Here is a 21,234-nt window from a genome sequence, read left to right as displayed (position 1 = left end):
CGGGGGTAGGCGGCGTCGCGTTCGGCGAGGCGGCTCATGATGTCCAGGGAGCCGTCGAGGGCGCGGACGAGGTCGGCGCGGAGCCGGCTGGCCTGCGGGAGCGAGCCGTACTCGGCGGCGACCCGCCAGTCGAGCAGCAGGACGGAGCCGTCGTCATCGACGTCGTCGGGCAGCCGCAGCGTGCGCAGCCCGCCCGTGCGGACGGTGAGCCGGTGCAGGGCGAGGACCCCGGCGAGCGCGGGCAGCACGCCGGGCTGGTCGGGTACGGCGATGACCAGCTCGACGCCGAGCGGTTCGCCCGCCTCCGCGGACTCCTCCGGCGGGCCGGGTTCGGCCTGAGCGCGCAGGGCGAGGACCGGCCCGCCGGTGCGGTGGGCCTCGATGGCGAGGCGTTCCTCTTCGGCGGTGGGCGCGGCGGGTTCGGGCTCGGTGCCGGGGTGTTCACCGGCGAGTACGGCGCAGACGCGGCGGACGAGGTCGCTGACGAGGGAGCCGCGCCAGGTGGACCAGGCGGCGGGGCCCGTGGCCAGGGCGTCGGCCTCGGTGAGGGCGTGCAGGAGTTCCAGGGTGCTCTCGCTGCCGACGGCATCGGCGACGGCGCGGACGGTGGCGGGGTCGTCGAGGTCGCGGCGGGTGGCGGTCTCGACGAGCAGCAGGTGGTGCCGGACGAGGGTGGCGAGGACGGTGACGTCGGCGCGGTCGAAGCCGAGCCGGGCGGCGACGTCCTTGGCGATGATCTCGCCGGCCACGGAGTGGTCGCCGGGCCAGCCCTTGCCGATGTCGTGCAGCAGGGCGGCGACCAGGAGCAGGTCGGGGCGGCTGACGCGGCGGGTGAGGGCGGAGGCGCGGACGGCGGTCTCGATGAGGTGCCGGTCGACGGTCCAGAGGTGGACGGCGTTGCGCTGGGGGCGGCAGCGGACGCGTTCCCAGTCCGGGAGCAGCCGGCTGATCAGGCCCTCGGCCTCCAGGGCTTCCCACACGTCGACGGTGGGGCGTCCGGAGCCGAGCAGGGTGATGAGCTGTTCGCGGGCCTCGGCGGGCCAGGGGGTGGGGAGGGGGCGCGCGGTGGCGGCCATGCGCCGTACGGCGTGCGGGGAGAGCGGGAGGGCGGCCTGTGCGGCGGCGGCCGCGGCGCGCAGGGGCAGTACGGGGTCGCGTTCGGGGCGGGCGGTGCGGGCCAGGACGGCCTCGCCGTCCTGCTCGACGACGCCTTCGGCGAGGGGTGAGCGTTCGGCCACGGGTTTGCCGCCGCCGAGCATGGCGCGCAGCCGGGGGCGTACGGCGCGGGCACGCAGGACGCGGTTGACCTCTCGCCAGGTGACGTCACCGGCGTAGGAGATCACGCGGGCGGCCTCGTAGACCTGGCGGAGCAGGGTGTCGGCGTCGAGGAGGCCGAGTTCGGCGGCGACCTGGTCCTGTTCCTGCAGGGCGAGGCGGTCGGTGGCGCGGCCGGTGACGAGGCGGAGGCGCGGGCCCGCGCGGAGGCGGTCGTGAGCGCGGCCGACGCGGTGGACGCGCTGGTGGTGACCGACCCCGTCGCCCAGCGGGGCCTGTGGCGGCTGCGCGAGGACGCGAGCGGTACGGCGACCCGGATGCCGGACGGCACGGAGGCGTGGCCCGGCTGGGAGGACTGCGCGGTACCGCCCGCCCGGCTCGGCGCCTACCTGCGCGACTTCCGCGCCCTGCTCACCGCCCACGGCCTGCGCGGCGCTCCCTACGGCCACTTCGGGGAGGGCTGCGTCCACGTCCGGATCGACTTCGACCTGCTCACCGAGGCCGGGGTGGGCCGGTTCCGCCGCTTCTCCGAGGAACAGGCCGACCTGGTGGTCTCCCACGGCGGTTCCCTGTCCGGGGAGCACGGCGACGGGCAGGCCCGCGCGGAACTGCTGCCGCGCATGTACGGCGCGGAAATGGTGGCGCTGTTCGAGCGGGCCAAGGCGGTGTGGGACCCCGACGGCCTGCTCAACCCCGGCATGCTGGTCCGCCCGGCCCGGCTGGACGACGACCTCCGCTTCGCGGTGCTGCCCCGCCGCCCGGTGGACGTCGCCTTCGGCTACCCGCACGACGAGGGAGACTTCCGCGCGGCCGTCCGCCGGTGCGTCGGGGTCGCCAAGTGCCGTACGGAGTCGGTGGGCGGGTCCGCGGTGATGTGCCCGTCGTTCCGGGCGACCGGGGAAGAGGAGCACTCCACGCGGGGGCGGGCGCGGCTGCTGCACGAGATGCTCGCCGGTGAGGTCATCACCGACGGCTGGCGTTCGGCCGAGGTGCGGGACGCCCTCGACCTCTGTCTGTCCTGCAAGGGCTGCCGCTCGGACTGCCCGGTCGGCGTCGACATGGCCACCTACAAGGCGGAGTTCCTGCACCACCACTACGCCGGCCGGCTGCGCCCGGCCGCCCACTACAGCCTGGGCTCGCTGCCGGCGTGGCTGCGGTGGGTGGCGCGTGTGCGGGCGGCACCGCTGCTCAACCGGCTCTCCGCGGCGGGGCCGTTGGCCCGGCTGGGGAAACGGGTGGGCGGGATCGCGCCGGAGCGGGACATCCCCCGGCTGTCGGCGGGGACGTTCAGCCGGTGGTGGCGGGCGCGGCCCCCGGCGCCGGAAACCGGCGGCTCGGGACAACTGGTCGTGCTGTGGCCGGACACCTTCACCGAGCATCTGTCCCCGTCCGTCGGGCGGGCCGCCGTCCGGGTGCTGGAGTCGGCCGGGCTGCGGGTGGCGCTGCCGCCGACCCTGCTGCCCGGCAGGCGCCCGGTGGGAGACGGCACCTCGCGCACGCCGACCGCGCTGCTCGGGGCACGCCGCGCGCAGGTCTGCTGCGGGCTCACCTACATCTCCACCGGCCGCCTGGAGCGGGCCCGCACGGTGCTGCGCCGCACGCTGGACCTGATGGAACCGGTGCTTGAGGCCGGGGCCCCGGTCGTCGTCCTGGAACCGAGCTGCGCGGCGGCCCTCCGCGCCGACCTCCCCGAACTCCTGCCCGGCGACCCCCGCGCACCCCGCCTGGCCGCCGCCGTCCGCACCTTCGCGGAAACCCTCCGCCAACACGCCCCCCACTGGACCCCACCCGCCCTCGACCGACCCGTCACCGGCCAGACCCACTGCCACCAACACGCCGTCCTCGGTGACACCGCCGACCGGGACCTCCGCACCTCCGCCGGCCTCACCGGCCCACTGACCGGCGGCTGCTGCGGCCTGGCCGGCAACTTCGGCTTCGAAAGGAACCACTTCGACATCTCCCGCACCTGCGCAGAGGACCAGCTCCTCCCCGCCCTCCGCTCCGCCCCCGGGAACGCGGCGGTTCTGGCGGACGGCTACTCCTGCCGGACCCAGATCGAGCAACTGACGGGGATACGGGCCCGGCATCTGGCAGAGGTACTGGCGGAGGCGTTGGAGAGGGAGGGGCGGGAGTGAGCGAGGAGTAGGGGGGGCGGCCCGCGGTGCGCCCTGGGTGCGGGGGCTGCGTGCAGGGGTGGCGGATACGGGACGTCGGCGGTGGTTCGGCCCCGAAGACGGGCGGTGGGGATCGTAGGGTGACCGGATCTGCCTGCGCGAAGGAGTCCTCCGTATGACCCTCACCCTGCGCCCCGTCAGCCGGGCCGAGCACCTGGCCTTTGTGGGTTCGCGGTCCTCGGTCAGTCATATGCAGGTGCCGTCGTGGGGGGAGGTGAAGCCCGACTGGCGGGCGGAGAGCCTGGGGTGGTTCGACGAGGAAGGGCGGATCGTGGGGGCGGGGCTGGTGCTGCTGCGGCCGTTGCCCAAGGTGAAGCGGTATCTGGCGTATCTGCCGGAGGGGCCGGTGATCGACTGGCACGCCGACGGCTTGGAACGCTGGCTGGAGCCGATGCTGGCGCACCTCAAGGCGCGGGGGGCGTTCTCGGTGAAGATGGGGCCGCCGGTGGTGGCCCGGCGCTGGAGTCCGGAGGCGGTCAAGGCCGCCATCGCCGACCCGGCCGCACACCGGCTCCGGGACGCCGAGCCGACCTGGCAGGACCCGCGCGCCCAGGCCCTCGCCGACCGGCTGCGCGATATGGGATGGCGGCAGAGCGAACCGGACGCGGAGGAGGGCTTCGCGGCGGGGCAGCCCCGGTACGTGTGCCAGGTGCCGTTTGCCGGGCGGTCGCTGGAGGAGATCCACGGCGGGCTCAACCAGCAGTGGCGGCGCAACATCAAGAAGGCCGAGAAGGCGGGCGTGAAGGTGGTGCGCGGCGGCGCGGACGACCTGCCGGTGTTCTACGAGCTGTACCGGGAGACGGCCGAGCGCGACCGTTTCATCCCGCGTCCGCTGGCCTACTTCCAGCGGATGTGGACCGCGCTCGCCAACGAGGACCCCGACCGCATGCGGCTGTACCTCGCCCACCACGACGGGGAGGTGCTGGCGGCGGCGACGATGCTCATCGTGGGCAGCCACGTCTGGTACTCGTACGGCGCCTCCACCGCCCGCAAGCGGGAGGTCCAGCCCAACAACGCCATGCAGTGGCGGATGATGTCCGACGCCCATGAGCTGGGCGCGCACGTCTACGACTTCCGGGGCATCACCGACACCCTGGAGGAGTCCAACCACCTGCTCGGCCTGCTCCGCTTCAAGGTCGGCGCGGGCGGCGAGGCGGCGGAGTACGTGGGGGAGTGGGACTTCCCGCTGAACAAGATGCTGCACAAGGCGTTCGACCTGTACATGGCCCGCCGCTGAGGCACCGGCCCGCCGGTTCTTGATCTCAGCATCCAAGACACCGCCTGCGTACAGTGGCATAAGGGTTCACACACCTGACGGAGGTCCATTACCGTGGACCGGGAAGTACATCGAGGTGTACGTATGAAGCCCACTCCCGCCGCTCCCCAGGACAGCCTGTGACCACCGTCCGTACCTCCACTCCGGCCAAGACCCCCACCGCCCCGCACTCCCCTGGCCGGTTCGGCTCGCTGGGGCCCGTCGGGCTGGTGCTGGCGGGCGGGATATCGGTCCAGTTCGGCGGGGCGCTCGCGGTGACGCTGATGCCTCGTGCGGGCGCGCTCGGTGTGGTGACGCTGCGTCTGGTGGCGGCGGCCGTCGTGCTGCTGGTGGTGTGCCGGCCCCGGCTGCGGGGGCACTCCCGTACCGACTGGGGGACGGTGATCGTCTTCGGTCTCACCATGGCCGGGATGAACGGACTCTTCTACCAGGCGGTCGCCCGTATCCCCCTCGGCCTCGCGGTCACCCTGGAAGTCCTCGGACCGCTCGCCCTGTCCGTCTTCGCCTCCCGCCGCGCGGTCAACGCCGTATGGGCGGCCCTCGCCCTGGCGGGCGTCTTCCTGCTGGGCGGCGGAGGCTTCAGCGGACTCGACCCGCTGGGCGTCGGCTTCGCCCTGTCGGCCGGCGTCATGTGGGCGGCGTACATCATCTTCAGCGCCCGTACGGGGCGCCGCTTCCCCCAGGCCGACGGACTGGCCCTCGCGATGGGGGTGGCCGCGCTGGTGTTCCTCCCGCTGGGCATCGTCGACGCGGGCGCCCGGCTGCTGAACCCCACCACCATCGCCCTGGGTTCGGCAGTGGCCCTGCTCTCCTCGGTCCTCCCGTACACCCTGGAACTGCTCGCCCTCCGCCGCCTCCCCGCCCCGACCTTCGCCATCCTGATGAGCCTGGAACCGGCCGTGGCGGCCACCGCGGGTTTCTTCGTCCTCCACCAGACCCTCTCCCTGACCCAGGCCGCGGCCATCGCGCTGGTCATCGCGGCGAGCATCGGCGCGGTGCGTACCCAGACGCGGCGAGTGGCACCGCCGGCGCCGGAGGCGTAGGTACTCCGTTCAGGGGAGCGAGGGTGTCGGGAGTGCTCGGTGACGTGGGGCTGTTGCCGACTCCCGTCCGCCCCGGAGCACGCCCCTGTCGCCCGGAGTGCCTGCCTCCGCGGCTGATCGCCGGCTCAGGTCACCGGCCCCACCAGCCGTAGCGCCTCCCGCGTGTTGTGTTCCGCGATTCCCCGCATGGCGTCGCGGTGGGGAAAGTCGCCGTCCAGCAGGCGGAGGGGGCCCGCGACCAGGGAGAGGTGGAGGGCGAGGGTGTACAGGGACAGGCGGGCGGGGTCCAGGGGGCGGGAGAGGGGGGCGTAGTGGGGACCGAAGCGCAGGCGCAGGTAGGCGTGTTCCTGTTCGGGGTCGGAGTGGGTGAGGGACTCGATGTCGATCAGGACGGGGTGGGCGTCGGGGGTGAGGAGGATGTGGTCGGGGCCCAGTTCACCGTGGACCAGGGAGTAGGTGGGGCGAGGGGTCAGCGCCGCGTGCAGGTCGTGCAGGCGGCTGGCCAGGGCCTGGGTCGCCGCGTTGATGCGCGGGTCGCGGGTTGCTGCCTCGGTGAGGTCGTCGAGGGCTCGGGTCAGGGTCACGTCCTCGCTGATGTGGTCCGCCGGAGAGGTGTGCGCGGCCATGTGGTCCAGGCCCACGGCCAGCTCGCTCAGGGCCTTCGCCGCTCGGGCGGGGTCCGTGGTGAAGGTCGCCTCCAGGGTGTCGCCGGGGATGTCCTCCACCAGGGCCAGGTCGTCGGGCTCGGACGCGTACAGGACGTGTGGGGTGCGCACACCGGCCGCCTGAAGGGTGTGGTGCGCGGACAGGAACGGCGCCAGGCCGCAGGCGTGGGGTGTCGCCACACTCGGCCAGTAGTTCTCCTGTGCGGCCCAGCTGTAGGCGATCACGGTCGGCGGGGCGCCCACCCCGGTTAGGGCCAACCGGTACACCCCCTTCTTCGAGCCACCGCGCAGCCGTTCCACAGCCGTGACCCGGCACCCCGGCCCCAGCCCGTCCCGCACCAGTCGTCGCAGCTCCGAGGGGTCCGTGAATGCGCGCATCCGGTGAACCTAGCCGGAGGAGACGATCCGGGCGCACCTGTTTTCCGGCACCTCACCCCCCTTGAATTAATGCAAGCACGCTTGATTGTTTCTGCCCCCGCTGCCATGCTCCTGCCCATGTCCGATCCGACGCCCGTCTTCGACGACCTGCGTGAGGAAAGCCGGGAACTCGACCTGCTTGTGGCCGAGTTGACCGAGAGCGAGTGGGCACGCGCGACGCCCGCTCCGCGCTGGAGCATCGCCCACCAGATCGCCCATCTGCACTGGACCGACCGAGCCGCCCTGCTCGCCATGAGCGACCAGGCGGCCTTCCAGAAGTTCGCCGAACAGGCGCTCACGTCGCCCGGCACCTTCGTGGACGACGGCGCCGAGGAAGGCGTCCGGCTCGGCCCCGCCGAACTGCTCACTCGCTGGTGGAACGGCCGGCAGGAGCTGGACCACGCCCTGCGGGAGGCGGCCGCGCGGCACACCCGGTTCCCCTGGTTCGGGCCGCCCATGTCGGCCGCCGCCATGGCCACCGGCCGGCTCATGGAGACCTGGGCCCACGGCCAGGACGTGGCCGACGCACTGGGTGTGGTGCGCGCACCCACCGACCGGCTCCGGCATGTGGTCCGCATCGGTGTGCGGGCCCGGAACTTCGCCTTCGCGGTACGAGGACTGCCCGCGCCGGAGGACGAGTTCCGCGTCGAGGTCCGCGCCCCCTCGGGCGAGCTGTGGACCTATGGTCCCGAGGACGCCGCGCAACGGGTCACCGGCTCCGCGGTCGATCTCTGCCTGCTCGTCACCCAGCGCGCCCACCGCGCCGACCTCGCCCTGACCGCCGTCGGCCCGGACGCCGACCGCTGGCTGGACATCGCCCAGGCCTTCGCGGGCCCGCCCGGCACCGGGCGCGACCCCAAGGAAGCCGCGCCCGAGGAGGCCGCCGCGCCCGAGGAGGCCACGCCCGAGGGGCCCGCCGCGCCCGAGGAGCCCGCCCGGTGACGGTGCCCCCCCTCCGCATCGGCAACTTCTCCGGCTTCTACGGCGACCGCTCGAGCGCCCTGCGCGAGATGCTCACCGGCGGCGAGGCCGACGTACTCACCGGCGACTATCTCGCCGAGCTGACCATGCTCATCCTCGGCCGCGACCGGCTGAAGGACCCCGGCGCCGGGTACGCCCGCACCTTCGCACGCCAGCTCGAAGACTGCCTCGGGCTCGCCCACGAGCGCGGGGTACGGATCGTCACCAACGCGGGCGGGCTCAATCCGGCCGGACTCGCCTGGAAGATCCGGGAGTTGGCGGAGCGGCTCGGCATACCCGTACGGGTCGCGCACGTGGAGGGTGACGACCTCACCGCCGCGTACCCCGGCACCCTCGCCGCCCACGCCTACCTCGGCGGCTTCGGTATCGCGGAGTGTCTGCGGGCCGGGGCCGACGTGGTGATCACCGGGCGGGTGACCGACGCCGCGCTCGTCACCGGGCCCGCCGCCGCGCACTTCGGGTGGGGGCCGGGCGACCACGACCAGCTCGCCGGGGCCGTCGTCGCCGGGCATCTGCTGGAGTGCGGGACCCAGGTCACGGGCGGCAACTACGCCTTCTTCCAGGACGGTGACGTACGCCGTCCCGGCTTTCCGCTCGCCGAGATCCATGCCGACGGCAGCAGTGTCGTCACCAAGCATCCGGGGACCGGCGGGTTCGTCGACACCGGTACGGTCACGGCCCAGTTGCTGTACGAGACGGGGGGTGCCCGGTACGCGGGGCCCGATGTCACCGCCCGGCTGGACACGGTACGGCTCCGCCAGGACGGGCCGGACCGGGTGCGGATCGAGGGGGTGCGCGGTGAGGCGCCCCCGCCCACGCTCAAGGTCGGGCTCAACCGGCTCGGCGGCTTCCGCAACGAGGTCGCCTTCGTCCTCACCGGTCTCGGCATCGAGGCCAAGGCGGAGCTGGTGCGCGACCAGATGGAGGTCGCGCTCGCCAAGGCGGCTCCCCAGGAGGTGCGTTGGGAGCTGGCCCGCACCGACCGGGCCGACGCCGACACGGAGGAGACGGCGAGTGCGCTGCTCCGGCTCGTCGTACGGGACGCCGATGCCGAAGTGGTCGGGCGGGGGCTGAGCGGGGCCGCGATCGAGCTGGCGCTCGCCAGTTACCCCGGCTTCCATGTGCTGGCGCCCCCGGGGAAAGGCTCGCCCTACGGGGTGTTCGACCATGTGGCCGTATCCCATGGTGCCGTTGACCATGTGGCCGTCCTCCACGATGGGCGCCGTATCGATGTGGGCGCGCCGCAGGAGACGCTCCCGCTCAGCGAGGTGCCCGAGCCCGCACTGCCCGAGCCCCTCCACGTGGGCAGCACCCGCCGCGCCCCTCTGGGTCATGTGGCCGGAGCCCGTAGCGGGGACAAGGGCGGGGACGCCAACGTCGGCGTCTGGGCCCGCTCCGCCGACGGCTGGCGCTGGCTCGCGCACGAGCTGACCGTCGAGCGCTTCCGGGAGCTGATCCCCGAGGCCCGCGACCTCCCGGTCACCCGGCATGTCCTGCCCCACCTCCGCGCCCTGAACTTCGTCGTCACCGGCATCCTCGGCGCCGGCGTGGCCGCCCGACACCGCTTCGACCCCCAGGCCAAGGCCCTGGCCGAGTGGCTCCGCTCCCGCCACCTGGACATCCCGGAGGAACTCCTGTGACGCCCCGGACCGTGCGCCCCTCCGGCGCCCCGCCCCTCCAGACCGGAGACCCCCGTCACCCCGGAGGCACCCCATGACCCTCCTGCGCACCACCCTCGACCCCACCGCCCCCGACCACCAGGCCAACCGCGACACCATGCTCGCCAAGCTCGCCGACCTGGAGACAGAGCACGCCAAGGCGCTCGCGGGTGGGGGCGAGAAATACGTGGCCCGGCACCGCAGGCGGGGCAAGCTGCTCGCCCGTGAGCGGATCGAGCTGCTGCTCGACCCCGACACGCCGTTCCTGGAGCTGTCCACCCTCGCCGCCTGGGGCAGCGAGTACACCGTCGGCGCCTCCCTGGTCACCGGCATCGGGGTGGTCGAAGGGACCGAGTGCCTGATCACCGCCAATGACGCGACCGTGCGCGGTGGCGCGAGCAACCCGTGGAGCCTGAAGAAGGCCCTGCGGGCGAACGAGATCGCGCGGGCCAACCGCCTCCCCGTCATCAGCCTGGTCGAGTCCGGCGGAGCCGACCTGCCCTCGCAGAAGGAGATCTTCATCCCCGGCGGGGCGATCTTCCGGGACCTGACCCGGCTGTCGGCCGAGGGCATCCCGACCGTGGCCGTGGTGTTCGGCAACTCCACGGCGGGCGGCGCGTACATCCCCGGCATGTCCGACCACGTGATCATGGTCAAGGACCGCGCGAAGGTGTTCCTCGGGGGGCCGCCGCTGGTGAAGATGGCGACCGGTGAGGAGAGCGACGACGAGTCGCTGGGCGGAGCCGAGATGCACGCCCGTACCTCCGGCCTCGCCGACCACTTCGCGGTGGACGAGCGGGACGCGATCCGGCAGGCGCGCAGGGTGGTCGCGCGGCTCAACCACCGCAAGGCGTACGCCGATCCGGGCTTCGCCGAGCCGCCCAAGTACGACCCTGAGGAACTGCTCGGCATCGTCCCCGGCGACCTGCGCACCCCCTTCGACCCGCGCGAGGTGATCGCCCGCCTGGTCGACGCCTCCGACTTCGACGAGTTCAAGCCGCTGTACGGCACGAGCCTGGTCACCGGCTGGGCCGAGCTGCACGGCTACCCCGTCGGCATCCTGGCCAACGCGCGCGGGGTGCTGTTCAGCGAGGAGTCGCAGAAGGCGGCGCAGTTCATCCAGCTCGCCAACCAGCGCGACATCCCGCTGCTGTTCCTGCACAACACCACCGGCTACATGGTCGGCAAGGAGTACGAGCAGGGCGGCATCGTGAAGCACGGCTCGATGATGATCAACGCGGTCAGCAACTCCACGGTGCCGCACCTCTCCGTCCTCATGGGCGCGTCCTACGGCGCCGGCCACTACGGCATGTGCGGCCGCGCCTACGACCCCCGCTTCCTCTTCGCCTGGCCCAGCGCCAAGTCGGCCGTCATGGGCCCGCAGCAGCTCGCGGGCGTGCTGTCGATCGTGGCCCGCCAGTCGGCCCTGGCCAAGGGACAGCCGTACGACGAGGAGGGGGACGCCGCCCTGCGCGCGATGGTCGTGGGGCAGATCGAGTCGGAGTCGCTGCCCATGTTCCTGTCCGGGCGGCTCTACGACGACGGCGTCATCGACCCCCGCGACACCCGAACCGTCCTCGGTATGTGCCTGTCCGCCATACACACCGCTCCCTACGAGGGCGCCCGTGGCGGCTTCGGCGTCTTCCGGATGTGAGGCCCATGATTTCCACCCTGCTCGTCGCCAACCGGGGCGAGATCGCCTGCCGTATCTTCCGCACCTGCGCCGACCTCGGCATACGTACGGTCGCCATACACTCCGACGCGGATGAGGGTGCGCTGCACACACGTGTGGCCGACATAGCGGTACGGCTGCCGGGTGCGGCGCCCGCGGAGACGTATCTGCGCGGTGACCTCATCGTGAAGGCCGCCCTCGCGGCCGGTGCGGACGCCGTGCACCCCGGCTACGGATTCCTCTCCGAGAACGCCGACTTCGCCCGCGCCGTACGGGACGCCGGGCTCGTCTGGATCGGGCCCCCGCCCGAGGCGATCGAGGCGATGGCGTCCAAGACCCGTGCCAAGGAACTGATGGGCCTCGCCCCGCTCGACGCACACGACGTCAGCCCGGCCGACCTGCCGGTCCTGGTGAAGGCGGCCGCGGGCGGCGGCGGACGCGGCATGCGCGTCGTACGCGACCTCGCCGCGTTGCCCGGTGCGCTGGAGGACGCCCGCGCGGAGGCGGCGAGCGCGTTCGGGGACGGCGAGGTGTTCGTGGAGCCGTACCTGGAGAACGGCCGCCATGTCGAGGTGCAGGTCCTCGCCGACACCCACGGCACGGTGTGGACGCTCGGCACCCGCGACTGCTCGCTCCAGCGCAGGCACCAGAAGGTCATCGAGGAGGCCCCGGCGCCAGGTCTGCCGCCCGCGCTCACCGAGCAGTTGTACGCGCTCGCCGAGCGGGCGACGCGTGCCGTGTCCTACGAGGGCGCGGGCACCGTGGAGTTCCTGGTGGCCGACGGCCGCGCCCACTTCCTGGAGATGAACACCCGACTCCAGGTCGAACACCCCGTCACCGAGGCGGTGTTCGGCCTCGACCTGGTCGCCGGGCAGATCCGCGTCGCCGAGGGCCACGCCCTCCCCGCCGAGCAGCCGGCCCCGCGCGGACACGCCGTCGAGGCCCGGCTGTACGCCGAGGACCCGGCGCGCGGCTGGGCCCCGCAGACCGGCACCCTGCACCGCTTCACCGTGCCGGACGGCGTACGTCTGGACACCGGCTGCGCGGACGGCGACACCATCGGCGTGCACTACGACCCGATGCTCGCCAAGGTCGTCGCGCACGCCCCCACCCGCACCGAGGCGGTCCGCAGGCTCGCCGGCGCCCTGGAGCGCACCGCGCTGCACGGCCCGGTCACCAACCGCGACCTGCTGGTCCGCTCACTGCGGCACCCCGAGTTCACCGAAGCCCGCATGGACACCGGCTTCTACGACCGCCACCTCACCACCCTCACCGAGCCCGCCCCCGACCCGTACGCCCCGCTCGCCGCGGCCCTCGCCGACGCCCACGGCCGCTCCCGCTTCGGCGGCTGGCGCAACGTCCCCTCGGGCCCGCAGGTGAAGCGGTTCGAGCGGGCGGGGGAGGAGCACGAGGTCGCCTACCGCCACACCCGCACCGGCCTGGCGGCGGACGGCGTCCGCGTGGTGCAGGCGGCCCCGCACCTGGTCATTCTCGAAGTGGACGGCGTGCGGCGGAAGTTCGAGATCGCCCGCTACGGCGACCAGGTCCACGTGAACGCCACCGCCCTCACCGCCCTGTCCCGCTTCCCCGACCCCACCACCGAACACGCCCCCGGCTCCCTCCTGGCCCCCATGCCCGGCACGGTCGTCCGCATCGCGGAGGGCCTGACCGAGGGCACCGAGGTCAAGGCGGGCCAGCCCCTGATCTGGCTGGAGGCGATGAAGATGGAACACCGGATCACCGCCCCCACGGACGGCACGCTCACAGCCCTCCCAGCCGCAGTAAGCCGCCAGGTGGAGATGGGCGCCCTTCTGGCGGTCGTGGAAGCTGTCCGGCCTTGAGGGGCGCGGGGCCGCATCCATGTACGGCTACCGCCGCCTGAGCGCGACCAGTCACAACAACCCGCACGCGAAGGAGTACAAGGTGCCCACCCTCATCGAATCCGAAGAACACCAGGCCCTCCGCAAAGCAGTCTCCGCCCTGGGAAAGCGCTACGGCCGCGACTACCTCACCCGAGTCATAGCGGAGGGCCGCTACCCCACCGAGCTCTGGCAAGAGGCGGCCAAGCTGGGCTACCTCGGCGTCAGCCTCCCGGAGGAGTACGGCGGCGGAGGCGGCGGCATAGCCGAACTCTCCATCGTCCTGGAGGAGCTGGGCGCCTCGGGAGCCCCCCTCCTGATGCTGGTCGTCTCCCCGGCCATCTGCGGCACAGTGATCTCCCGTTTCGGCACCGAGGACCAGAAGCGCACCTGGCTCCCCGGACTCGCCGACGGCACGAAGCTGATGGCCTTCGGCATCACCGAGCCCGACGCCGGCTCCAACTCCCACCGCATCACCACCACCGCACGCCGGGACGGCGACGACTGGCTGCTCACCGGCCGGAAGGTCTTCATCTCGGGGGTGGAGCACGCCGACGCCGTCCTGATCGTCGGCCGCACCGAGGACGCCCGCACCGGCAAGCTCAAGCCGTGCCTCTTCATCGTCCCGCGCGACGCCGAGGGCTTCTCCCGCAGCCCGATCGACATGGAGCTGAGCGCTGCCGAGAAGCAGTGGGAACTGGTCCTGGACGACGTACGGCTGCCCGCCGACGCCCTGGTGGGTGGGGGCACCTCCGCTTTCGGCAGTGGGGGAGAGGACGCCGGGCTGCTCCAGCTCTTCGCCGGGCTGAACCCTGAGCGGATCATGACGGCCGCGTTCGCCATCGGCATGGGCCGGTACGCCCTCGCCAAGGCGCTGGAGTACGCCCGTGAACGCACCGTCTGGAAGACCCCGATCGGCGCCCACCAGGCGATCGCGCACCCCCTCGCCCAGGCCCACATCGACCTGGAACTGGCCAAGCTGATGATGCAGAAGGCGGCCCTTCTCTACGACGCCGGGGACGACATCGGCGCGGGCGAGGCGGCCAACATGGCCAAGTACGCGGCGGGGGAGGCGTGCGTACGGGCCGTCGACCAGGCCGTGCACACCCTCGGCGGCAACGGTCTGACCCGCGAGTTCGGGCTCGCCTCGCTGATCATCGGCGCGCGGGTGGCCCGGATCGCCCCGGTGAGCCGGGAGATGATCCTCAACTACGTCTCGCACCAGACCCTCGGCCTGCCCAAGTCGTATTAGAGCGACCGACGTTCGGAGGAACCGTGTTCCACAGCCCGTACGCCGAAGTCCCACCGGTCGAAGAGGCCATCCACGACTACGTCCTGGGCCGAGCCGCCGCCTACGGAGACCGGCCCGCCCTGATCGACGGCGTGGACGGCACCACCATCACCTACGCCCAGCTCGACGCCCTGCACCGGAGACTGGCCGCGGCGCTCGCGGAGGCCGGGGTGCGCAAGGGTGACGTACTCGCCCTGCACAGCCCCAACACCATCGCGTTCCCGCTCGCCTTCTACGCGGCCACCCGCGCCGGCGCCACCGTCACCACCGCGCATCCGCTGCACACCCCCGAGGAGCTGGCCAAGCAGCTCGCGGACAGTTCCGCCCGCTGGCTGATCACCGTCTCCCCGCTGCTGCCGAGCGCCCGACGGGCCGCCGAACTCGCGGGCGGGATACGGGAGATCTTCGTCTGCGACCAGGCGCCCGGTCACCGCTCGCTGACCGAGCTGCTCGCCACCACCGCCCCCGAGCCGGACGTGACGGTCGACCCGGCCGAGGACATCGCCGTACTGCCGTACTCCTCCGGGACCACCGGCACGCCCAAGGGCGTGATGCTCACCCACCGGCAGATCGCCACCAACCTCGCCCAACTGGAGCCCGCCGTCACGGTGGAGCCCGATGAACGCATCCTCGCGGTGCTGCCGTTCTTCCACATCTACGGCCTGACCGCCCTGATGAACGCGCCCCTGCGCAAGGGTGCCACCGTGGTCGTGCTGCCCCGCTTCGAGCTGGACACCTTCCTCGCCGCCATCGAGACCCACCGCATCACCGGCCTGTACGTCGCCCCGCCGATCGTGCTCGCCCTCGCCAAGCAGCCCTCGGTCAGCCGGTACGACCTCTCCTCGCTGCGGTACGTCCTCAGTGCCGCCGCCCCGCTGGACGCCGCCCTCGCCGCGGCCTGCGCCGACCGGCTCGGGCTGCCACCGCTGGGCCAGGCGTACGGCATGACGGAGCTGTCGCCCGGCACCCATGTCGTCCCGCTCGCCCACCTGCGCGACGCGCCGCCCGGCACGGTCGGCAGGCTCATCGCCGGCACCGAGATGCGGATCGTCTCCCTGGACGACCCCGGCAAGGACCTCGGCCCCGGCGAGCGCGGCGAGATCCTGATCCGGGGCCCGCAGATCATGAAGGGCTACCTGGGCCGCCCGGACGCCACCGCCGCGACGATCGACGCCGACGGCTGGCTGCACACCGGCGACGTCGGCCACGTGGACGACGGAGGCTGGCTGTTCGTGGTGGACCGGGTGAAGGAACTCATCAAGTACAAGGGGTTCCAGGTGGCCCCGGCCGAACTGGAGGCCCTGCTGCTCACCCACCCCGGCATCGCGGACGCGGCCGTGACCGGCGTCGTCAACGAGGACGGCAACGAGGCCCCGCACGCCTTCGTCGTCCGCCGGCCCACCGCGCCGGACCTCAGCGCCAACGACGTGATGCTGTACGTGGGCGAGCGCGTCGCGCCGTACAAGCGGGTGCGCGGGGTCACCTTCACCGACGGGGTGCCCCGTGCCGCCTCCGGCAAGATCCTGCGCCGGGAGCTGCGCCCATGACCCTCGTCGGACGCACCCGCCGCCGTGCCGTGGAGACGCTCAGCCTGGACTCCCCGGACACCCGCAACGCCCTCTCCGCACCGCTGGTGGCGGAACTCGCCGGGGCTTTGGCCGACTGCGGAAAGGACCCCGGTGTCCGGGCCGTCGTGCTCACCCACACCGGCAACACCTTCTGCGCCGGGGCCGACCTGCGCGAACCGCCCCACCCGGACGCCCTGGTGGGGCTGCTGCGCCAGCTCGTGGAGCTGCCCAAGCCGGTGATCGCCCGGATCACCGGACACGTCCGCGCCGGCGGGCTCGGGCTGGTCGGCGCCTGTGACATCGCGGCCTCCTCCGCCGGGGCCACCTTCGCCTTCACCGAGGTCCGCATCGGGGTCGCCCCGGCCGTGATCTCCCTGCCGCTGCTGCCGCGTGCCGACCCGCGCGAGCTGGCCCGCTATTACCTCACCGGCGAGCGCTTCGGCCCCGCCGAGGCGGTACGGCTCGGCCTGCTCACGCTCACCGGCGACGACGTGGACGAGGCCCTCGACCCGGTCCTGGACGGCCTGCGCCGCTCCTCGCCCGAGGCCCTGGCCGCGACGAAGGAGCTGCTCACGGCTAGGGTGCTGGAGACGTTCGACCGGGACGCGGACCGGTTCACCGCGCTCTCGGCCCGGCTGTTCTCCGCCCCCGAGGCGCGGGAGGGGATGACGGCCTTCCTGGAAAGACGGGATGCGGCATGGGTGGTGTGAGTACGGCGGAACGCGACCGCGTACCCAAGCAGGACCGCAGCCGGGCCACCCGGCTGCGGCTGCTGGAGGCCGCCGTGGCCTGCCTCGCCGAACACGGCTGGGCGGGCTCCACGGTCTCGGTCGTCGCCGAGCGCGCGGGCGTCTCGCGGGGCGCGGCCCAGCACCACTTCCCCACCCGCGAGGACCTCTTCACGGCCGCCGTCGAGTACGTCGCGGAACGGCGCTCCACCGCCCTGCGCGACCTGTTCCCGGACGGCCCCGGCGACCGCGGGGCCGTCGTCTCCGCCCTGGTCGGCCTCTACACCGGCCCGCTCTTCCGGGCCGCGCTCCAGCTCTGGGTGGCCGCCGCGAACGAGGAGCAGCTGCGCGGCCGGGTGACCGAGCTGGAGGCCCGCGTCGGCCGGGAGAGCCACCGGATAGCCGTGGAACTCCTCGGCGCCGACGAGTCCCGGCCGGGTGTGCGCGAGAGCGTGCAGGGGCTGCTCGACATGGCACGCGGCCTCGGCCTCGCCACCCTGCTCACCGACGACACCGCCCGCCGCGAGCGGGTCGTGACCCAGTGGGCGGCGCTGCTGGACGGCGCCCTCGGCTGAGCCGAACCCAGGACGTGACCCGCGTCACACGGGAAATCGAAGGCCCGCAGTACTCTGGGCCCATGCTTCCGATGCTCGTCCGACGCCGCCACGTGGACTACGTGCGCGTCACGAGCATGGGCTGTCGGCGCTCCGCCTGATCCAGCCCCCTCTTCTCGTCTTCTTCTTCTCTTCGTCCGGCACCAGGGGGCCGCCACACCCCTCGCGGCTGCCCGTGCCCCGTACACCTCGCGGACGCACCATGACGACTCATGCGACGGACCCGTCGTACGCCCAGCTCCCGATCATCGACCTCTCGGCCGCCGACCGCGGTCCCGAGGAGCGGGCCCTCTTCCACGCCCGACTGCACAGCGCCGCCCATGACGTGGGCTTCTTCCAGCTGACCGGGCACGGCGTGACGCAGGCCGAGACCGACGCCCTGACCTCGGCCATGCGGGCCTTCTTCGCGCTGCCCGAGGCCGACCGGCTCGCCCTGGACAACGTCAACTCCCCGCACTTCAGGGGCTACACCCGCACCGGAGACGAGCGCACCGCCGGCGCCCGCGACTGGCGCGACCAGCTCGACATCGGCGCCGAGCGCCCGGCCCGCGTACCCGGCCCCGGGGAGCCGCCGTACTGGTGGCTCCAGGGCCCCAACCAGTGGCCCGCCGCGCTGCCCGAGCTGCGCACGGCCGCGCTCGCCTGGATCGAGAAGCTCAGCGCGGTCGCCCAGCGCCTGCTGCGCGAACTGCTCACCGCCATCGGCGCCCCGGCCGGCTTCTACGACCCGGTCTTCGGCGCCCACGCCCACCCGCACCTCAAGCTGGTCCGCTACCCCGGCAGCGCGGGCGACGGCACCGACCAGGGCGTCGGCGCCCACAAGGACTACGGCTTCCTCACCCTGCTCCTCCAGGACACGGTCGGCGGCCTCCAGGTCCAGCGCGCCGACGGCAACTTCCACGACGTCCCGCCCCTGGACGGCGCCTTCGTCGTCAACCTCGGCGAACTCCTGGAAGTGGCCACCAACGGCTACCTGGTGGCCACCAACCACCGCGTGGTGAGCCCGCCCGCAGCCACGGAACGCTATTCGGTCCCCTTTTTCTACAACCCGAGCCTGGACGCGAAAATAGCCCCGCTGCCTTTCCCCCACGCGGAAAAGGCCCCAGGGGTCACGACGGACCCGTCCAACCCGCTTTTCGCGGAATACGGCTACAACGAGCTGAAGGGCAAGCTCCGAGCCCACCCCTTGGTGGCGGAAAGACACCACGCCGATCTACTGACCCCCGCGTGACGGTTGTTGCTTTCAGGGGCGCGGGGAACTGCGCGACCAGCCGGGACGGCGAGTCCCCCGCCCTCCGCGCCCCAACCACCCCACTCAGTGGGCGATGTTCTCGAACCCGGAAATGTCAGAAGGCTTCCGGGTCCCGGGCCCCACATACTCCGCAGAAGGCCGCACCAGCCGCCCCGTCCGCTTCTGCTCAAGAATGTGCGCCGACCAACCGGCAGTACGCGCGCACGTGAACATCGAAGTGAACATGTGCGCCGGAACCTCGGCGAAGTCGAGCATGATAGCCGCCCAGAACTCCACGTTGGTGGCCAGCACGCGATCCGGCCGCCTGTTGTGCAATTCCTCCAGTGCGGCCTTCTCCAGCGCCTCGGCGATCTCGAACCGCGGAGCACCCAGCTCACGCGCCGTCCGCCGCAGCACCCGCGCCCGAGGGTCCTCGGCCCGGTACACCCGGTGCCCGAACCCCATGAGCCGCTCGCCCCGGTCCAGCGCCTTCTTCACGTACCCGACGGCGTCACCGGTGCGCTCGATCTCCTCGATCATCCCCAGCACGCGCGAGGGTGCACCCCCGTGCAGCGGCCCCGACATCGCACCCACCGCCCCGGACAGCGCGGCAGCGACATCCGCCCCGGTGGAGGCGATGACCCGCGCGGTGAAGGTGGACGCGTTCATGCCGTGCTCGGCGGCAGAGGTCCAGTACGCGTCGACGGCCGCGACATGCTTCGGGTCGGGCTCGCCGCGCCAGCGGATCATGAACCGCTCGACGACCGTGCGGGCCTTGTCGATCTCCCGCTGCGGCACCATCGGCAGCCCCTGGCCGCGCGCGGACTGGGCGACGTAGGAGAGCGCCATGACGGCGGCGCGGGCGAGGTCGTCGCGGGCCTGCTCGGCGTCGATGTCCAGCAGCGGCTTGAGACCCCACACCGGCGCCAGCATGGCGAGCGCGGACTGCACGTCCACCCGGATGTCGCCGGAGTGCACGGGGATCGGGAACGGCTCGGCCGCCGGCAGGCCCGGCGCGAAGGCGCCGTCCACCAGCAGCCCCCACACGTTCCCGAAGGAGACGTGCCCGACGAGGTCCTCGATGTCGACGCCCCGGTAGCGGAGCGACCCGCCCTCCTTGTCCGGCTCGGCGATCTCGGTCTCGAAAGCGACGACTCCCTCTAGTCCGGGTACGAACGCGGACATAAGGCGGCTCCTCGGGTGTGGGTCGGTGGCGGTCATCACCGGTACTGCCCCATACGCGCGGGGGTCACCCGGAACGAGGGGCGGGAACAGCACGATAGCCCTGAGTGCCACTCTTGGGGAGACCCTGCGGCACTCAGTGCCACGTTCGTGCGATGCGGCAGGATGACCGCGTGACCGACCGCGATCTCACCCCGAAGCCCGACCCGGCCGTGGACCCCGCGTTCATGCGCGAGCAGTACCGGGCGCACGGTCTCGACGTGGAGGAACTCGCCGCGCACCCGATGGACCAGTTCGCCCACTGGTTCCGGGACGCCGCCCGCGCCTCCGTCCTCGGCACGCTCTACGAGCCCAACGCGATGGTCGTCTCCACCGTCGACCCCACCGGCCGCCCCAGCTCCCGCACGGTGCTGATGAAGGGCTACGACGGCGACGGCTTCGTCTTCTACACCAACTACGGCTCCCGCAAGGCCCGCGACCTCGCCGGTGACCCGTACATCTCGCTGCTCTTCCCCTGGCACCCCATCGCCCGCCAGGTGATCGTCTGCGGGGTCGCCCGGCGCACCAGCCGCGAGGAGAGCGCCGCCTACTTCCGCAGCCGCCCGCACGGCTCGCAGCTCGGTGCCTGGGCCAGCGCCCAGTCCACGGTGATCGGCTCCCGCGAGGTGCTGGACGACGCCTACGCCGGACTCGCCGCCCGGTACCCGGAGGGCGAGGAGGTGCCGGTGCCGGAGAACTGGGGCGGGTTCCGGGTCGCGCCGGAGACGGTGGAGTTCTGGCAGGGCCGGGAGAACCGGTTGCACGACCGGCTTCGGTACACCGCCCTGCCGGACGGCTCCTGGACGACCGAACGGCTGAGCCCTTAGGAGCGCACGGGCCCGTGAACCGCAGGGGCCCGTGAACACGGAACGACCCGCGAGTTCTGGTTCCTCCGCCCTTGGGCGGGGGAGCCGGCCGGACGTGCCGGCGAACTCGCGGGTCGGGTGACTGCTTGGGATTGGGCCGGCCGCACGCTTGGATCACGTACTGGTCCGGCACCGCACTCGGTGTGGTGACGGGCCGCTAGCCCGCAGCCACCTCACGCGTCCGGTTTCCATACATCTGCCGAACCACCTCCCTTCCGTGTGCCGCCAGCCTAAAAAGGCGGGCACCCGAGGTTCAAGTTATTTTCACCGCCGCAATCTGGCGGAACGGCGTGTGGGCTGGGTCACGGTCGAGTTGAATGACCATCGACGCCGTCAGCCGGACGGATCGTGCAAGGGGGACCAGGGTGAGTGCTTCCCGGCGCAGTGGGACCACCGACGAGCTGGGACCGGAGGAACCGGGCGGCGCCGACCTGCTCAACGCCCTGCTGGACGGCATGGACGCCGCCCTGTGCGCCTTCGACGCGGACGGCACCGTCACCCACTGGAACCGCGAGGCCGAGCGCATCCTCGGCTGGAGCGCCGCCGAGGCGGTCGGCCGGCCCGGTTTCGCCGGCTGGGCGGTGCGCAGCGCCGACGACGCGGAGGTGCGCGAGCGGCTGCGGTCCGCGATGCGCGCCCCCGGCCGCCAGGTCCACGAGTTCGCCCTCGTCACCAAGGACGGCCGCCGGGTTCTG

At 72.8% G+C, this 21,234-nt stretch carries 15 protein-coding genes and 2 pseudogenes; 14 read left to right on the top strand and 3 right to left on the bottom strand.

Features of this window, described 5'->3' with window-relative positions; translation table 11 throughout:
* Window positions 1-1,454, bottom strand: a pseudogene (locus GT030_RS18580) (HD domain-containing protein); the annotation flags it as partial.
* On the opposite strand from GT030_RS18580, the pseudogene GT030_RS18575 reads away from it, so the two are divergent.
* From GT030_RS18575 to GT030_RS18565, 3 genes and pseudogenes are all read left to right on the top strand, one after another.
* Window positions 1,452-3,410: pseudogene (locus GT030_RS18575) on the top strand (FAD-linked oxidase C-terminal domain-containing protein); the annotation flags it as partial. The pseudogenes GT030_RS18580 and GT030_RS18575 overlap by 3 nt on opposite strands.
* Window positions 3,411-3,564: 154 nt before the next feature.
* Window positions 3,565-4,686, top strand: coding sequence for a peptidoglycan bridge formation glycyltransferase FemA/FemB family protein (locus GT030_RS18570; protein WP_161202044.1), 1,122 nt, complete (start codon window positions 3,565-3,567; stop codon window positions 4,684-4,686).
* Between the two features lie 158 nt (window positions 4,687-4,844).
* Window positions 4,845-5,768, top strand: a complete 924-nt coding sequence (locus GT030_RS18565) for an EamA family transporter (RefSeq protein ID WP_161202043.1) — start codon at window positions 4,845-4,847, stop codon at window positions 5,766-5,768.
* Window positions 5,769-5,893: 125 nt separating this feature from the next.
* Here the strand turns inward: GT030_RS18565 and GT030_RS18560 are convergent, their stop codons facing one another.
* Complete coding sequence (locus GT030_RS18560) at window positions 5,894-6,811, bottom strand: phosphotransferase (RefSeq protein ID WP_161202042.1); 918 nt, start codon at window positions 6,809-6,811, stop codon at window positions 5,894-5,896.
* A 117-nt stretch (window positions 6,812-6,928) separates the two neighbouring features.
* On the opposite strand from GT030_RS18560, the gene GT030_RS18555 reads away from it, so the two are divergent.
* The 9 genes from GT030_RS18555 to GT030_RS18515 all read left to right on the top strand — a co-directional run bounded on the left by GT030_RS18555 (window position 6,929) and on the right by GT030_RS18515 (window position 18,452).
* Complete coding sequence (locus tag GT030_RS18555) at window positions 6,929-7,792, top strand: TIGR03084 family metal-binding protein (RefSeq protein WP_161202041.1); 864 nt, start codon at window positions 6,929-6,931, stop codon at window positions 7,790-7,792.
* Between the two features lie 2 nt (window positions 7,793-7,794).
* Complete coding sequence (locus GT030_RS18550; protein WP_161202046.1) at window positions 7,795-9,471, top strand: acyclic terpene utilization AtuA family protein; 1,677 nt, start codon at window positions 7,795-7,797, stop codon at window positions 9,469-9,471.
* Between the two features lie 73 nt (window positions 9,472-9,544).
* Window positions 9,545-11,143 (top strand): carboxyl transferase domain-containing protein, encoded by a 1,599-nt coding sequence (locus GT030_RS18545; RefSeq protein ID WP_161202040.1) that lies wholly within the window; start codon window positions 9,545-9,547, stop codon window positions 11,141-11,143.
* Between the two features lie 5 nt (window positions 11,144-11,148).
* A complete protein-coding gene (locus GT030_RS18540) occupies window positions 11,149-13,002 on the top strand; it encodes a biotin carboxylase N-terminal domain-containing protein (RefSeq protein ID WP_161202039.1) in 1,854 nt (617 codons plus the stop codon).
* An 82-nt stretch (window positions 13,003-13,084) separates the two neighbouring features.
* Window positions 13,085-14,272: an acyl-CoA dehydrogenase family protein gene (locus GT030_RS18535; RefSeq protein WP_161202045.1), complete on the top strand. Its 1,188-nt coding sequence runs from the start codon at window positions 13,085-13,087 to the stop codon at window positions 14,270-14,272.
* A 23-nt stretch (window positions 14,273-14,295) separates the two neighbouring features.
* On the top strand, window positions 14,296-15,858 hold the full coding sequence (locus GT030_RS18530) for a 4-coumarate--CoA ligase family protein (RefSeq protein WP_161202038.1): 1,563 nt from the start codon (window positions 14,296-14,298) through the stop codon (window positions 15,856-15,858).
* Complete coding sequence (locus GT030_RS18525; protein ID WP_161202037.1) at window positions 15,855-16,589, top strand: enoyl-CoA hydratase family protein; 735 nt, start codon at window positions 15,855-15,857, stop codon at window positions 16,587-16,589. The genes GT030_RS18530 and GT030_RS18525 overlap by 4 nt, the downstream gene beginning before the upstream one ends.
* Window positions 16,577-17,182 (top strand): TetR/AcrR family transcriptional regulator, encoded by a 606-nt coding sequence (locus tag GT030_RS18520; protein ID WP_161202036.1) that lies wholly within the window; start codon window positions 16,577-16,579, stop codon window positions 17,180-17,182. The genes GT030_RS18525 and GT030_RS18520 overlap by 13 nt, the downstream gene beginning before the upstream one ends.
* Before the next feature lie 241 nt (window positions 17,183-17,423).
* Complete coding sequence (locus tag GT030_RS18515) at window positions 17,424-18,452, top strand: isopenicillin N synthase family oxygenase (RefSeq protein WP_161202035.1); 1,029 nt, start codon at window positions 17,424-17,426, stop codon at window positions 18,450-18,452.
* A gap of 84 nt (window positions 18,453-18,536) precedes the next feature.
* Here GT030_RS18515 and GT030_RS18510 read toward each other — a convergent pair whose 3' ends face one another.
* Window positions 18,537-19,637: a citrate synthase 2 gene (locus GT030_RS18510; protein ID WP_202460250.1), complete on the bottom strand. Its 1,101-nt coding sequence runs from the start codon at window positions 19,635-19,637 to the stop codon at window positions 18,537-18,539.
* 152 nt (window positions 19,638-19,789) lie between these two features.
* On the opposite strand from GT030_RS18510, the gene pdxH reads away from it, so the two are divergent.
* Window positions 19,790-20,500, top strand: a complete 711-nt coding sequence (gene pdxH / locus GT030_RS18505) for a pyridoxamine 5'-phosphate oxidase (protein WP_202460249.1) — start codon at window positions 19,790-19,792, stop codon at window positions 20,498-20,500.
* A 404-nt stretch (window positions 20,501-20,904) separates the two neighbouring features.
* Window positions 20,905-21,234: PAS domain-containing protein (locus GT030_RS18500; protein ID WP_161202032.1), on the top strand; the 330-nt coding region annotated here is incomplete at its 3' end.

Source organism: Streptomyces sp. SID1328, from assembly GCF_009865595.1.
Classification (GTDB): Bacteria; Actinomycetota; Actinomycetes; order Streptomycetales; family Streptomycetaceae; genus Streptomyces; species Streptomyces griseoluteus.
Note: the sequence above shows the minus strand (reverse complement) of the source record. Positions and strands in the feature narration are given on the sequence as shown.